The sequence below is a fragment of the Dactylosporangium fulvum genome (assembly GCF_025137375.1).
Lineage (GTDB): Bacteria > Actinomycetota > Actinomycetes > Mycobacteriales > Micromonosporaceae > Dactylosporangium > Dactylosporangium fulvum.
The window spans coordinates 9,875,275-9,889,447 of the sequence record NZ_CP073720.1 but is presented as its reverse complement, the minus strand read 5'-3'; the positions used below and the strand labels follow the sequence as shown (position 1 = coordinate 9,889,447).

12 protein-coding genes and 1 riboswitch are annotated in these 14,173 nt (G+C 70.5%); of the genes, 7 read left to right on the top strand and 5 right to left on the bottom strand.

Going from position 1 to position 14,173, the window contains the following annotated elements; translation table 11 throughout:
• Nucleotides 1-8: 8 nt before the first annotated feature.
• Genes Dfulv_RS45515 through Dfulv_RS45505 form a run of 3 tightly spaced genes read right to left on the bottom strand, consistent with a single transcriptional unit; the run spans nucleotide 9 to nucleotide 3,741 of the window.
• Nucleotides 9-2,384, bottom strand: a complete 2,376-nt coding sequence (locus Dfulv_RS45515) for an aerobic carbon-monoxide dehydrogenase large subunit (protein ID WP_259860022.1) — start codon at nucleotides 2,382-2,384, stop codon at nucleotides 9-11.
• Nucleotides 2,381-2,860, bottom strand: coding sequence for a (2Fe-2S)-binding protein (locus Dfulv_RS45510; RefSeq protein WP_259860021.1), 480 nt, complete (start codon nucleotides 2,858-2,860; stop codon nucleotides 2,381-2,383). The genes Dfulv_RS45515 and Dfulv_RS45510 overlap by 4 nt, the downstream gene beginning before the upstream one ends.
• A 5-nt stretch (nucleotides 2,861-2,865) precedes the next feature.
• Nucleotides 2,866-3,741, bottom strand: a complete 876-nt coding sequence (locus tag Dfulv_RS45505) for an FAD binding domain-containing protein (protein ID WP_259860020.1) — start codon at nucleotides 3,739-3,741, stop codon at nucleotides 2,866-2,868.
• Between the two features lie 177 nt (nucleotides 3,742-3,918).
• Between Dfulv_RS45505 and Dfulv_RS45500 the strand changes: the two genes are divergently transcribed.
• Together Dfulv_RS45500 and Dfulv_RS45495 are read left to right on the top strand one after the other, a co-directional pair.
• Nucleotides 3,919-4,770, top strand: a complete 852-nt coding sequence (locus Dfulv_RS45500; protein ID WP_259860019.1) for a spermidine synthase — start codon at nucleotides 3,919-3,921, stop codon at nucleotides 4,768-4,770.
• Between the two features lie 80 nt (nucleotides 4,771-4,850).
• Nucleotides 4,851-5,939 carry a branched-chain amino acid aminotransferase gene (locus Dfulv_RS45495; protein WP_259860018.1) on the top strand — a complete coding sequence of 363 codons (1,089 nt, stop codon included), beginning with the start codon at nucleotides 4,851-4,853 and terminating at the stop codon, nucleotides 5,937-5,939.
• Nucleotides 5,940-5,969: 30 nt separating this feature from the next.
• Here the strand turns inward: Dfulv_RS45495 and Dfulv_RS45490 are convergent, their stop codons facing one another.
• Nucleotides 5,970-6,977, bottom strand: a complete 1,008-nt coding sequence (locus Dfulv_RS45490) for a coiled-coil domain-containing protein (RefSeq protein ID WP_259860017.1) — start codon at nucleotides 6,975-6,977, stop codon at nucleotides 5,970-5,972.
• A gap of 13 nt (nucleotides 6,978-6,990) precedes the next feature.
• Nucleotides 6,991-7,126: riboswitch (cyclic di-AMP (ydaO/yuaA leader) on the bottom strand.
• A gap of 84 nt (nucleotides 7,127-7,210) precedes the next feature.
• Entirely contained in the window at nucleotides 7,211-7,795 is a 585-nt protein-coding gene (locus tag Dfulv_RS45485; protein WP_259860016.1) for a DedA family protein, read from the bottom strand.
• Nucleotides 7,796-8,073: 278 nt separating this feature from the next.
• On the opposite strand from Dfulv_RS45485, the gene Dfulv_RS45480 reads away from it, so the two are divergent.
• The 5 genes from Dfulv_RS45480 to Dfulv_RS45460 all read left to right on the top strand — a co-directional run bounded on the left by Dfulv_RS45480 (nucleotide 8,074) and on the right by Dfulv_RS45460 (nucleotide 13,766).
• Nucleotides 8,074-8,295 (top strand): hypothetical protein, encoded by a 222-nt coding sequence (locus Dfulv_RS45480; protein ID WP_259860015.1) that lies wholly within the window; start codon nucleotides 8,074-8,076, stop codon nucleotides 8,293-8,295.
• Entirely contained in the window at nucleotides 8,292-9,569 is a 1,278-nt protein-coding gene (locus Dfulv_RS45475) for a hypothetical protein (RefSeq protein ID WP_259860014.1), read from the top strand. Before Dfulv_RS45480 ends, Dfulv_RS45475 begins: the two co-directional genes overlap by 4 nt.
• A gap of 50 nt (nucleotides 9,570-9,619) precedes the next feature.
• A complete protein-coding gene (locus tag Dfulv_RS45470; protein WP_259860013.1) occupies nucleotides 9,620-9,985 on the top strand; it encodes a response regulator in 366 nt (121 codons plus the stop codon).
• On the top strand, nucleotides 9,982-12,009 hold the full coding sequence (locus Dfulv_RS45465; protein WP_259860012.1) for an ATP-binding protein: 2,028 nt from the start codon (nucleotides 9,982-9,984) through the stop codon (nucleotides 12,007-12,009). The genes Dfulv_RS45470 and Dfulv_RS45465 overlap by 4 nt, the downstream gene beginning before the upstream one ends.
• Before the next feature lie 743 nt (nucleotides 12,010-12,752).
• The gene (locus Dfulv_RS45460; RefSeq protein WP_259860011.1) at nucleotides 12,753-13,766 is read left to right on the top strand and encodes an ABC transporter permease; all 1,014 of its coding nucleotides are present in this window, start codon (nucleotides 12,753-12,755) and stop codon (nucleotides 13,764-13,766) included.
• Nucleotides 13,767-14,173 lie beyond the last annotated feature (407 nt).

Below are 14,173 nucleotides of genomic sequence, written 5' to 3'. Positions count from 1 at the left end.
CTTAATGGCTAGCTGATCGCGAGGTCGGTGCGGATCGGGCGGCCCTGCACGGCCCGCCAGACGTTCGACGGGGTGAGGGGCATGTCGGCGTGCCGGACCCCGAACGGCTTGAGCGCGTCGAGCACGGCGTTGACCACCGCCGCCGGCGAACCGACGGTCGCGGACTCGCCGACGCCCTTGGCGCCGATCGGGTGGTGCGGCGACGGGGTGACCGTCTCGCCGAGCTCCCACGACGGGCACTCGAGCGACGTCGGCAGCAGGTAGTCCATGAGGGAGGCGCCCAGGTGGTTGCCGTCCTCGTCAAACGCCATGAGCTGCATGAGCGCCATGCCGATGCCGTCGGCGAGGCCGCCGTGCACCTGGCCCTCGACGATCATCGGGTTGATCCGCACGCCGCAGTCGTCGACCGCGATGAACCGGCGCACCTTGACCTGGCCGGTGGCCGGGTCGACGTCGACGACGCAGATGTACGCGCCGAACGGGTACGTGAGGTTCGGCGGGTTGTAGACCGTCGTCGCGTCGAGGTGGCCCTCCACGCCCTCCGGCAGTTCCAGGCTGGAGTGCGCCGCCATGGCGATCTCCTGGATCGTCTTGGCCTGGTCGGGGTCGCCCTTGACGAAGAACTTCCCCTTCTCCCACTCCAGGTCGTCGGGGGAGACCTCCAGCATCGCCGACGCGACGATCCGTGCCCGGTCGCGCACCTTGCGGGCCACGATCGCCGTCGCGGCGCCGCTCACCGGGGTCGAGCGCGACCCGTAGGTGCCGAGGCCGAACGGGGTCTGGTCGGTGTCGCCGTGGACCACCTCGATGTCGTCGGGCGAGATGCCCAGCTCCTCCGCGACGATCTGGGCGAACGTCGTCTCGTGGCCCTGGCCCTGCGTCTGCACCGACAGGCGCAGCACCGCCTTGCCGGTCGGGTGCACGCGAAGCTCGGCGCCGTCGGCCATGCCCAGCCCGAGGATGTCCATGTGCTTGCGCGGGCCGGCGCCCACGCCCTCGGTGAAGAAGCTGATGCCGATGCCCATGTACTCGCCGCGCTGGAGCTTCTCGGCCTGCTCGGCGCGGAGCTTGTCGTACTCCACCATGTCCATGGCGAGCTTGAGCGCCTTGGGGTAGTCGCCGGAGTCGTACTCCCAGCCGGTCGGCGTCGTGTACGGGAACTGCTCCGGCTTGATCAGGTTCTTCATCCGCAGCTCGGCCGGGTCCATCTTCAGCTCGAAGGCCAGCACGTCGATCATGCGCTCGACGAGGTACACAGCCTCGGTGATGCGGAACGAGCAGGCATACGCCACGCCGCCGGGCGCCTTGTTGGTGTAGACGCCGGTGACGTCGCAGGACGCCGCCTCCAGGTCGTACGACCCGGTGAAGATGTGGAAGAAGCCGGCCGGGAACTTCGTCGGCTGCGCGGTGCCGTTGAAGGCGCCGTGGTCGGCGAGGACCTTGACCCGCAGGGCCTTGATCTTGCCGTCCTTCGTCGCCGCGATCTCGCCGCGCATGTGGTAGTCGCGGGCGAACGCGGTGGCGGTCAGGTGCTCGTTGCGGTCCTCCATCCACTTCACCGGCTTGCCGGTGACGATCGAGCCGACGATCGCCAGCACGTAGCCGGGGTAGATGCCGACCTTGCCGCCGAAGCCGCCGCCGATGTCGGGCGAGATGACCCGGATCTTGTGCTCCGGCAGGCCGGCGACCAGCGCGTAGACCGTGCGGTGCGCATGCGGCGCCTGCGTGGTCGAGTAGATCGTCAGCTTGCCGGTGACCTTGTCGAAGTCGGCGACCGCCCCGCAGGTCTCCAGCGGCGACGGGTGCACCCGCGGGTAGAGCACCTCCTCGGCCACGACCACCTCGGACTCGGCGAAGACCCGGTCGGTCTTCTCCGCGTCGCCGGCGCTCCAGTCGAAGATGTGGTTGTCGGTCTTGCCCTCCTTGTCGTCCCGGATGACCGGGGCGCCCGGTGCGAGGGCCTGCTTGGCGTCGGCGACGACCGGCAGCGGCTCGTAGTCGACCTCGATCAGCTCGAGCGCGTCGCGGGCGATGTAGTGGTTCTCGGCCACGACGAAGGCGACTTCCTGGTTCTGGAAGCGGACCTTGTCGGTCGCCAGGACGGCCTGGGTGTCGTACGAGAGGGTCGGCATCCACGCGAGGTTGAGCGTCTCCAGCGTCTTGCCGGTGATGACGGCCTTGACGCCGGGCAGGGCCTCGGCCGCGCTCGTGTCGATCGAGACGATCTTCGCGTGGGCGTAGGGGCTGCGCAGGAACGAGCCGTGCAGCATGCCGGGCAGCTGGATGTCGTCGACGTAGTTGCCCTTGCCCCGCACGAACCGCGCGTCCTCCTTGCGGTGCATGCGGCCGAAGCCCATGGGGGTGGGGTTCTCGGTCACGGTCATGCGTCGGCTCCTTCCTTCGCCGGGTGCTCCGCGGCCCAGCGCACCGAGCGGACGATGTTCTCGTAGCCGGTGCAGCGGCACAGCTGGCCCGAGATCGCCTCACGGATCTCCGACTCCGACGGGTCGGGGTTCTTGTCGAGCAGGGCGCGGGCGGTGATCATCATGCCCGGCGTGCAGAAGCCGCACTGCAGGCCGTGGCACTGGATGAAGCCCTGCTGCACCGGGTCGAGGCCGTCGGACCGCTCCAGTCCTTCGACGGTGCCGACACTCTTGCCGTCGGCCATCACGGCCAGCACCGTGCACGACTTCACCGGCACGCCGTCGAGCGTCACGGTGCAGACGCCGCAGTTGGACGTGTCGCAGCCCCAGTGGGTGCCAGTCAGGCCGAGCTCGTTGCGCAGGAGGTGCACCAGCAGCAGCCGGGGCTCGACGTCGCGGGTGTACTTCTCGCCGTTCACCGTCACGGTGATCTGCATGGGTTTCAGGCCTCCTGACCCCGCGCACGCGCGGTCGCGGCGCGCAGCGCGCGCACGGTGAGCTCGCCGGCGAGGTGCCGCTTGTAGTCGACCGGTCCGCGCTGGTCCGCGACCGGGTTGCAGGATTCGGCGGCGATGCGCGCCGCCTCGGCGAACGACGCTTCCGTCGCCGGCTTGCCGGCCAGGAACGCCTCGGCCTCGACCGCGCGGAAGTGCTCGGCACCGACCGCGGCCAGCCCGATGCCGACCTTCTTGATCACGTCCTGGTCCAGCCACACGGCGGCGCCGGCGGCCGCGACCGCCCAGTCGCCGACACGGCGCTCCACCTTGTAGTACGCCGAGCCGCCGCCGGGCCGGATCGGCACACGCACCTCGGTGAGCAGCTCACCGGGCTCGACCACGGTCTCGTACGGCCCGACGTGGAACTCGGACAGCGGCACGGTGCGCGACCCCCGCGCACCCTGGATCACCACCGAGGCGTCGACCGCGGCGAAGGCGGCGGAGAGGTCTTCGGCCGGGTCGGCCTGGCACAGCGAGCCGCCGACGGTGCCGCGGTTGCGCACGAGCGGGTCCGCGATCACCTTCTCGGCGTCGCTGAAGATGCGGTAGTGCTCCTCGACCAGCGGGGAGGCGAGCAGCTCGGCGTGCCGCGTCAACGCACCGATGCGCAGCTCGGCGCCATCGACGCGGATGTACGAAAGCTCGGCGACGTCGTTGATGTCGATGAGCGCGGTGGGGCGGGCCAGGCGCAGCTTCATCATCGGGAGCAGGCTGTGGCCGCCGGCGATCACGCGGGCGTCCTCACCCCACTGGGCCAGCAACTCCAACGTCTGGTCGACGCTCGTGGCTTTCGCGTATTCGAATGCGGCGGGTACTTGCATCGCGCCTCCGCGTGAGATTGAGGTCTCCATCACTGGACACCGAGTCAGGAGTCGACCAAATCGTCGTCCCAATTGCCGGAAGGGACAACTCCGCGAGAGTAGTTGACTCTGCAACAGAGAGTAGTTCCTGTTGGCCTGGCTCAAGATTCTGTTGTTACAGGTTGCAAGATTGACTCTGTGGGCGGACGGAAGCGCAGCGTCGGCATCGTCGAGCAGGTGGACGGTGGTGTCGCCGAGCTGTGCCCCGACGACGGGCGCCCGGACCGCTGGACGCTGTTGATCGACGGCTATCCGCAGTCCGCCGTGGACCTCGCCGATCCCCGTCGGCTCGACTTCGAGTACATGCGCCGCATCGCCTCCGTCGTCGACGCGATGGCGCCGGTCGGCGCGCCGTTGTCCGTGCTGCATCTCGGCGGTGGTGCCCTGACGATGCCGCGGTACGTCGCGGCCACCCGGCCCGGCTCGACACAACGGGTCGTCGAGCTCGACGCGGCGCTGATCGTCTTCGTGCGCCGGGAGCTGCCGTTGCCGCGCGGCGCCGACATCCGCGTGCGCGCCGCGGATGCGCGTGCCGCCGTCGCGTCGACGGCGCCAGGGCGGTTCGACCTCGTCATCGCTGATGTGTACAGCGGCGCGCGGGTTCCGGCTCATCTCGCGTCGCGCGAGTTCCTGACCGAGGCCGCCCGCGTACTGCGGCCGGACGGGCTCTACGTCGCCAACCTCGCCGACGGCGCCGGCCTGGCCTTCGCCCGGGGGCAGGCCGCAACGTTGTGCGCCGTCTTCCCCGAGGTCGTGCTCCTCGCCGAGCCGTCGGTGCTGCGCGGCCGCCGTTTCGGCAACGTCGTCCTGGTGGCCTCGCCGACGCGGGGGCGGGTCCCGGTCGCCGAGTTGGCCCGCGCCGCCGCCGCGGATCCGTTCCCGGCTCGGCTGGTCGACGGCGAGGACCTCGCCAAGCTCGTGGGTGCCGCCCGGGTGGTCACCGACGCCACCGCGACACCGTCGCCCGCGCCGCCGGCCAATCTGTTCTGAGTGGCCCTTTTGCGGACCGTTACCGTCCAGTCAGCGGGAAGCGGCTTAATGATCGTTCAGGTTCCGCATACAGTCGCGGAATGCTCGAATTCGACATCGTTCCCGCGCCCCGTCGCTCGGCCGAGGAGCGCGCCGCGCTGCTCGGCGACCCCGGATTCGGCCGGGTCTTCACCGACCACATGGTCACCATCCGGTATGCCGATACCAAAGGATGGTACGACGCCCGATTGGTGCCCTTCGGCCCGCTGTCGCTGTCGCCGGCCACCGCGGCCCTGCACTACGGGCAGGAGATCTTCGAGGGCCTGAAGGCATACGCGATGCCCGACGGTGGCGTGGCGCTCTTCCGCCCGGAGGCCAACGCGCGCCGCCTCAACGCGACCGCGGTGCGCCTGGCGATGCCGGAGCTGCCGGAGGAACTGTTCCTGCGCGCCGTCTGGACGCTGGTCGACGCCGACCGCGACTGGGTGCCGACCCGCCCGGGCCAGAGCCTCTACCTGCGCCCGTTCATGATCGCGACCGACCCGTTCCTCGGTGTCCGCCCGTCGTCGGAGTACCTGTTCGCCGTCATCGCCTCGCCGGCCGGCTCCTACTTCGCCGGCGGCGCCAAGCCCGTGACGGTGTGGGTGTCGGAGGACTACTCGCGGGCCGCGCCCGGCGGCACCGGCGCGGTGAAGACGGCGGCCAACTACGCGGCCAGCCTGCTCGCCCAGGCGCAGGCCCAGGAGGCGGGCTGCGACCAGGTGGTGTTCCTCGACGCGGTGGAGAAGCGCTGGATCGAGGAGTCGGGCAGCATGAACCTCTTCTTCGTCTACGACGACGGGGGCGTGCCGCTGCTCGTCACACCCCCGCTGAACGGCTCCATCCTTCCGGGCGTGACCCGCGACTCGGTGCTCCGGCTGGCCGAGCACCTCGGCTACGGCGTGGCCGAGCGCCCCTACTCGCAGGCGGAGTGGCGGGCCGACGCGGAGTCGGGCAAGCTGCGCGAGACGTTCGCCTGCGGCACGGGTGTGGTCATCACGTCGATCGGCACGGCGCGGACGAAGGACGGCGAGTTCACGATCGCGGGCGCCACCGAGGGCCCGGTGACGTCGACCATCCGCGATGCGATCGTCGGCATCCAGCGTGGCCTGGCGGAGGACCCGTTCGGCTGGTCCCGCCGCCGCCCGTGAGCGGTCCGGCCGATCCCGTCGAGCGACCGCTCAGTAGACCGACAGATGCACGTGGTTGGTGTGGTCGCTCGACGGGTCGCCGTTACCGCCGCTGTAGGAGTGCCAGCCCGCCGCCGGGGTCCACACCTGGCGGAACCAGATGACGTAGAGGACACCCAGGGCGCTGGCGTTGCGGACGAAGAATGCGGCCAGATTGCCGCCGTAGGTCTTGTCGCCCCCGGTGGCCACGCCGCCGAATCCGCTGCTCTGCGCGGCGAAGTCGCACGCGCGGCCCTTGGGATGTTCATACGGCCCCGACGGCCGGAAGCACGAATAGTAGCGGGTGAATCCCGCGTTCCGTGCTTCCTTGACCGCGTGGATCATCCGCGGCGTGATGCAGCCCGACGTCGTCGGGTCGTCGATGATGCAATTCTCCTTCGGCCACGAACCGTCGGCGTTGCGCGGGGCCGGATTCGCCAGCGGGGAGTTCACGTTGACGTATCCGTTGGCCTTCCCGCCCATCTTGACGAGCGCCTTCTCCGCGTCCTGCTTCTTCTTGCCCATGATGTCGGTCTGGGCCTGCTGCTTGGCGACCTCGTCGTCGATGGCCTTCTTCGACACGTTGAGCTCCGCCTCGAGCCGGGTCAGCTGGGCGATCTGCCGGTCGTTGTACCGCGCGATCGTGTTCACCATCAGCATGCGGTCCAGGAGTTGCTCCGGCCCGTCGGTGGTGATGAGTGCCGCGGTCGTCCGCAGGCCGCCGGTGCGATACGCCGCGGCGGCGATGACGTTGACGCTCGCGCGGACCGGCTCCATCGCCTTCTGCATCGCGACGACCTGCTCGTTGAGCTCGGCCTGTTTCTTCTTCGAGGCGTCGAGCACCGCCTGGGCGTCGAGCCACTCCCGGTTGGCCTTGTCCAGGGTCTCGCCGAGCGTCATGTTGGCCGAGCCCTCGTCCGGCGGGGCCGTCGGGTCGCCCGGCGCGCCGGATGCGGGCACGGCCCAGGCACCCACGGTGGCAAGCACGGCGATCAGCAGCACTACAACGCGGCGTCTCACATTGACCACGATCTTTCCCTTCGTGCGCCGCCTACCGAGTTAGCTGACGGGTTCGGGACGGAACAGTGACCCCTACCGCAGTGCGGATTCACCCCGGGACTTCGGTTGGTTCCCCGGCTCGGTCGAGACCGACTCGGCGGCGGATTCGCTGGCGCCGAGGGGCGCCGCCAGGCGAATCCGTCGCCAGATTACCGAACGGTCGCCTGATCGCGCAGGACCGAGAACGCGTACGACTAATCACGCACGGTAGCGAGCCGGCGGGTGCCCTTGAGCGCCACCCAGCCGAACGTGAGACCGAGCGCGACGGTGACGACCATCGTCAGGTCTCCCGTCGGCAGCAGCCCGGAGATCTGCTGTGCGAGCTCGCCCAGGCCGACGTAGAGGCCTCCCCACAGTGCCGAACCGATGGCGGCGTTGCGCAGGAATCGGCCGTACGGCATCCGGAGCCCGCCCGCGACCAGCGGCACCAGCGTGTTGACGAACGGCAGGAACGGCGCCGTCACCAGGATGCGGCTGCCGCCCTCGCGGACCACCCGGTCGGCGGTGGCCCAGCGCTCCGCGCCGATCCAGTCGCCGAAACGGCTCGACCGGAGGTGCTCGCCGAGGAACCGGCCGGCGAGGAAGCTCAGGGACCAGCCGGTCAGGCAGCCGGCGATGATCCAGCCGAGGCTGCTGAACGGGTCGGTCACGCCCGACGTGGTGAGGATGGCGACGTCCGCCGGGATGAGGATGCCGAGGATCGGCACGGTGTCGAGGAGCATGACCAGGCCGAGCGCGAGGCCCACCAGGGGCACCGGTACCGCTTCGAGAAAGGCCACGCGACGAAGGTATGGCCGAGCGTATAAAGCGCACATCAGGGAGCAACCCCGAGCGGACCCCGAGAGGGGTGGTCGGGGTGTCGCGAGACACCTGATCGACGCTGTCTGGACGCGTCGGCAGGGGGTGTGCACCCAGGGTGACGGCGGCCGCGCCGGCGCGGCGTGTCTGATTCGGTCGTCGGCGGATGCTTTGCTAGCGTCCCGGCTAGCAAGTGGCTAGCGATAGTGATCAACAGCGATCGGTGATGATGTCCGGCCGGGCGAAAGACGAGATGGTGTTGGATTCGACTGACAAGGCGGTGGCGATGCCACCGCAGCGGCCGCGGTTCGAGCGGGTCCAGCTCAACACCCGCGTGCGGGTCGAGATCGAGCAGACCCTGCAGCGGTTCGTCGTCGAACACAACACCACCGTGCAGAGCTCGGTGGACCTGGCGCTGGCCGAGTTCCTCGCGGCACGGGGTTATCCGTTGCCTGCCATGGATGACGGGAGAAGCCGGTGACAACGCCGGGCATTGGACAACTCGATGCCGACCTGCAACGCACGGTCCGGCGCACGTCCTACATGCGTCAGCTGTTCTACGTCGTGGTCCTGCTGGTCGCCCTGGCCGGGCAGGTCTCCGGCGCCGTCGAGGCCCTCGGTATCCCGCTGATCTGGGCGATCCCCGCGGTCGGCGCGCTCGAGCTGGGCGGCATCGTCGTGCTCGCCAACGCCGACGTGCGGCGCCGGTTGGGTGAGCGGGCGACCGCCTCACGGTTCCTGTCCGCGATCATCGCCGCGTTCGCGGTGGCGTTCAACTGGATGGCCCACGACAACAAACTCCTGGCCGGCTTCTTCGCCGGCATGTCCGCGCTCGGTTACCTCGTCTGGCTCATGCACACCGAGAACCAGCGCCGTGACCGGCTGCGCGCCAAGGGTGACCTGCCGCCCACCACACCGGCCTACGAGGTCGTCGGGCACTGGGTGCGCCACCCGTGGATGACGCTGCGGGCGAAGAACCTCGCCAAGGCCGACCCGTCCCTGGGGCTCTACGGCTCCCTCTCGGCCGCCCGCGCCGAAAAGCGCAAGGAACTGCGCACCTCCGCCATCTCGAAGGTCCTGCACCGCAAGATCCGCGCCGCGGTCGACCCCACCACCGCCGACATCGCCGTCGCCGTCTACGACCTCGACGAGATCGCCCACCGCCTCGCCGACGGCGCCGACTACGACGGACTGACCGCCCTCATCGCGGCCGACCTCGCCCCGGCGCGTCTCGCGCCGAACGGTGCCCTGCCGGCTCCGGCCAAGCCTGAGCCCGAGCCGCTGCCGGTGATCGACACCCAGGAGCAGCTCGCGCTGCCCGAGCCGCCGAAGAACGAGCCGGCCCCGGAGCCGGCGACGGAGCAGAGCCCGGCATCCGCGCAGGCACCATCGTTCTCGCCGCTCGGTGAGCTGCGCGGGGAGATCGAGGGCATCCTGCCGCCGCCCCGCAAGCCGCGGACCCGGCAGACGACCGCGGAGATCGCCGAGGAGCCGACGCTCAGCCCGACACCGCTGGTGCGGGAGGGGTCGCTGCGCAGCCAGGTGTACCAGATCCTGCACGAGCACATCCCCGCCGGCGACCAGCGTGACGTGGTCGCACTCACCACGTTTGTCGGCGACCTGCTCGACCTCGACGACGTCGAGCGCCTCACCGCCTCGAACTACGTCCGCACCTGGAAGCGTGAGGCCGACGCCGGCCGCCGGACCGCCGTCAACGGCCGCCACCTCGAGGACGTCATGCCCGCGAAGCGGTAAAACGCGCCTCCCGCCTGCCGATGGGATGTCGGGGAAGGCGGGAGGCGCACATGGCCCGGTTACTCGTGGTGGATGACGAGCAGGACGTCCGTGACCTGATCGTCAAGCGCCTGCGGGCCGACGGGCACGACGTGCTCGCCGCCGAAAACGGCGTCACCGCGCTCGCCGCCGTTGCCCGGCACGGGCTGCCCGACGCCGTGATCCTGGACGTCGACATGCCCGGCATGGACGGGATCGAGCTGCTGCAACGCCTGCGGCGACACCGTCCCGACCTGCCGGCCATGTTCCTCACGGTCCTCTGGGGCGGCGACGTGGTCGTGCGCGTCGCGGAGACCGGCGCGCTCTACGTGCGGAAACCGTTCACGGCCGAGTCGCTGCGGTCCGGGCTGGAGCGGACCATGCGGAGCAGCACATGATCCGGACCGCTGCGTGGGCTCTGCTGTACCTGGCGGCGACCCTCGCGGGCCGCCTGACGATCATGGACGGCACCAGCCTGAGCCTGGTCTGGCCGGCCGCCGGCGTGTCGGTGCTCTGGTTCTCCGCCCAGCGCGGGCGGCGCCTGCGGTGGGCCGACCCGATCGTCCTGACCGTGATCACCGTCGCCGTCAACACCGCGACCGGTGCGCCGCTCGCCCTCGCCTGCTGCTTCGTCGTCGCGAACCTGGCACAGGTCTACGTCTTCCTGGCCGTCTTCCGCCGGCTCTGCCCGCACCTGTGGGGCGCCGGTGGCGAGGAGCAGTTCTCCCGCTCCGTCGACCTGTGGCGACTCCTGGTGGCCGCGGGGGTCGCCGCCGCGACGAGCACGATGATCGGTCCGACCGCGGTGTGGTTCAGCACCGGGCACGTGGCGTGGAGTGAGGCCGCCGTCTGGTTCACTCGCAACGCGGTGAGCATCCTGCTCATCAGCGTCGCCGGGATGCGCCTCGGCCACCACCTCGCCACCGGCTGGCGGTTCCACCTCGCCGGCCCGCTGCGGATCGTCGAGTACGCGGCGCTCATCGTCTGCTCGGTCACCGCGTACATCGTCGGGTTCGCCCTCAACCACGGCCTTCCACTGGCGTTCCCGCTGCTGGCGGTCACGGTCTGGGCCGCGCTGCGGCTACACACCACCTTCGTCGTCTTCCACGACCTCTGCCTGGGCACCCTGGCGATCCTGTTCACCCTGCACGGCGAGGGCCCGTTCGCCGGGATCACCGCGCACCCGACCCGGGCGCTGGTCGCCCAGGCGTTTGTCGGCATGGTCGCGATCGTCGGGCTGTCCATCGCACTCGGCCGCGACGAACGCGCCGCCCTCCTCGAGCAGCTGACGGCGGCCGGGAAGGCGGCCGCGGCCCAGGCCCGCCTGTTGACGACGATCGTGGATTCGATGAGTGACGGTTTGGCGGTCGTACGAGCTGACGGCCGCTGGATCATGCGCAACCCCGCCGCCGCGGCCCTGCTGGGCGGGGTGACCAGCGAGAACGACCACGTCGCCGCGCCCGACCGGTACGGGCTCTTCCATCCCGACGGCACCCCGCTGCCACCCGAGGAGATGGCGCACCACCAGGCGCTCGCCGGCCACGCCGTGCGCAACCGCGAGATGCTGGTGCGCAACCCGGGCGTCCCGGAAGGGCGCGTCGTCAGCGTGAGCGCGACCGCGCTGCCGGCCGCCGGCCCGGACGACGAGGGCGGCGCCGTGGTGGTCTTCCACGACGTCACGGCAGAGCGGCGGCACCGCGACGAGCTGTCCTCCTTCGCCGGCGTGGTCGCGCACGACCTGCTCAACCCGCTGACCACGATCGACGGCTGGGCCGAGACCCTCGACGACGCGCTGCGGTTGATGCCCGACCACCCGGCGGTGCGCGAGGCCGAGGACAGCCTGAGCCGCATCAACCGCGCCTCGGCCCGGATGCGGCACCTCATCAACGACCTGCTCGCCTACACGACGGCCCGCAACGCGACGATCGCACCGGTAGAAGTGGTGTTGCGCGACCTGGTCGTCGACGTCACCACCGCGCGCGGCGACCTGGCCGCCGCGGCCGGCACCCCGCCACCGCAGTTCACGATCGGCCGCCTCTTCGACGTGCGCGCCGACCCGGTGCTGCTCCGCCAGCTGTTCGACAACCTGATCGGCAACGCGGTGAAGTACACGGCGCCGGGAGTGATCCCGCGGATCACGATATCGTCGGAGTACGATGCGGCGGGCATTGTGCGGGTGGAGATCGCCGACAATGGGATCGGCATTCCACCCGGCCACCACGACGCCATCTTCACCAACTTCCACCGGGCACACCGCTCGTCGGGCTACGCCGGCACGGGGTTAGGTTTGGCGATCTGCAAGCGAATAGTGGAGCGCCACGGCGGCACGATCATGGCCACGGACAACGAGGCCGGCGGCTCCCGCTTCGTCTTCACCCTCCCCTCGGCAACGGTGGAGGCCCCACTGCCGGCGACGGTGTAGCCCGTGGCCGCTCGAGGCAGCCAAGCTCCATGATCACGGACGTTTCAGTGGGTCCCAGGCCATCGGAACGTCCGCGATCTGTGAAGGGTGTTGGTCAAGCGGTGCCGGGCCGTGCACCCAGCCGTGCCGGTTCGCGGTGCCGGACCGCAGTGCCGGTTCGCGGTGCCGGTTCGCGGTGCCGGTTCGCGGTGCCGGTTCGCGGCGTCCGTGGCCCCGTCGTGCGGTGCGGCCGTGCTCCGTGCCTGACCTGACCCGGATTGCTTGATCATCGGAAACATCTGGCTGTCCAGGCAACCCGAAGTTTCCTTTGATCTACGACCGCAGCCGCACCACCCGGCCGGGCTCAACCGCCGCGCCCGTGATCGCGAGATGTTCACGATCACCGAGCACGGCGGCTGGGGCTGGCCGCAGTTGTGGTCGGCCTCCGCGTCCGCCCCGCCGCGGCCCGGCCCACCCGCCCTCTGCGTCTGTCATGCCCGCGTCTGTCATGCCCGCGTCTGTCATGCCTGCGCCGGTTGTGCCCGCGTCTGTCATGCCTGCGCCGGTTGTGCCTGTGTCCGTCGTGCTGGCTCCCCGCTCCGTAGGCAGCAGGTTCGGCCCCGCCCGTGGTGCTTGCTGCGCCCATTCGCCAAGGCGTGTCGTGGGCGTCACGACGAAAAGCGAACGTTCGTTCTTGACTGCCTCGGCGGTGGTGGCCATGCTCAAAAGTGAACGAACGAACGTTCTTTTTAGGGAGACTTCCGATGGCCGCACAGCACACCGCATCCGGGCAAGACGCCCGGTCGCCATGGCCTCGCGTCGGCGCGATCGTGCTCCTTCTGACCGCGCTCCTCGGCGTCATCATGATCGCTTTCGCGTGGCCCGCCACCCGTTCCACCGTGCACGACATCCCGCTCGCCGTCGCGGGCCCGCCGCAGGCGGTCGCGCAGGTCACCCAGCAACTGGAGACGCGGCGGCCCGGCGCGTTCGACCTGGTCCAGGTCTCCGACACCGCAGCCGCCGAGCGGTTGATCCGCGATCGGGAGGTGTACGGCGCGATCGACCTCTCCACCGGCCGGCCTCAGCTGATCATCGCCTCGGCGGCGAGCCCGGCCGTCGCGCAGGCACTCCAGCAGGTCGCGCAGGGGTTGAACCTGGGCGAGACGGCCGTCGCCGTGCGTGACCTCGTGCCGCTACCCGCCGGCGACCCGCGCGGTGCCGGTCTCGCCGCCGGGGCACTGCCCCTCGTGCTGGGCGGCATTGTCGCCGCCGGGCTGCTGACGAACCTCATCGCCGGCACCGCCCGACGGGTCACCGGCGCGCTCGCCTTCGCGGTCACGGGTGGCTTCGCCCTCGTCGCCATCCTGCAGTTCTGGCTCGGCTCGATCGAAGGCGACTACTGGGTGAACAGCGGTGTGGTGGCCCTGTCGATCGCGGCGACGGCCCTGACCATTCTCGGTCTCGAGTCGCTCTTCGGTACCGCAGGCCTGGGCCTGGGTGCGGCCGTCATGATGCTGCTCGGCAACCCGCTGTCCGGGCTGGCGAGCGCGCCGGAGATGCTGCCGGCCGGCTGGGGCGCCCTGGGGCAGTACCTGCCGCCGGGCGCGGCCGGATCGCTGCTGCGCAGTGTGGCGTTCTTCGATGGCGGCGGGGCGACGCCGCACCTGCTGGTGCTGCTCGGCTGGGCGGTGCTGGGGCTGATCCTGGTGAGCGCCGCCGGCCTGCGCAAGTCGCGCCGGGCGGTCCGGGTCGAGGCGCCCGAACTGTCCCCGGTGTAGCGGTCCGGCCCGGTGCGGGGGTGCCGCGGGCTCACAGGTGGTTGCCAAGGCGGCCCGGACCGGGGTGCCAGGAACGGCCGCGACCGTTGTCGGCAAGCGGTTCCCCGCAAGCGGGCCGCCGGGCAGCACAGAAGCGACGCCATGAGCAACACCGAGCGGCCCGCCGCCCCCGTCCAGGCAACCCCGGAAAGGCGCCGCCCCGGAAAGGCGCCGCCTTGGGGAAGACGGCCCTGGGGGAGGCGGCCTTGGGGAGGCGGCCTCGGGGAAGGTAGTCCTGAGTGAGGCGGCCTTAGGGAAGACGGCCCTGGGGAAGGTAGCTCTGAGGGAGGACGGCCCTGGGGAAGATAGCCCTGGGGGAAACGGCCCTGGGGAAGGCCGGACCGGAGGAACGCCAGGCCCGTCCCCGA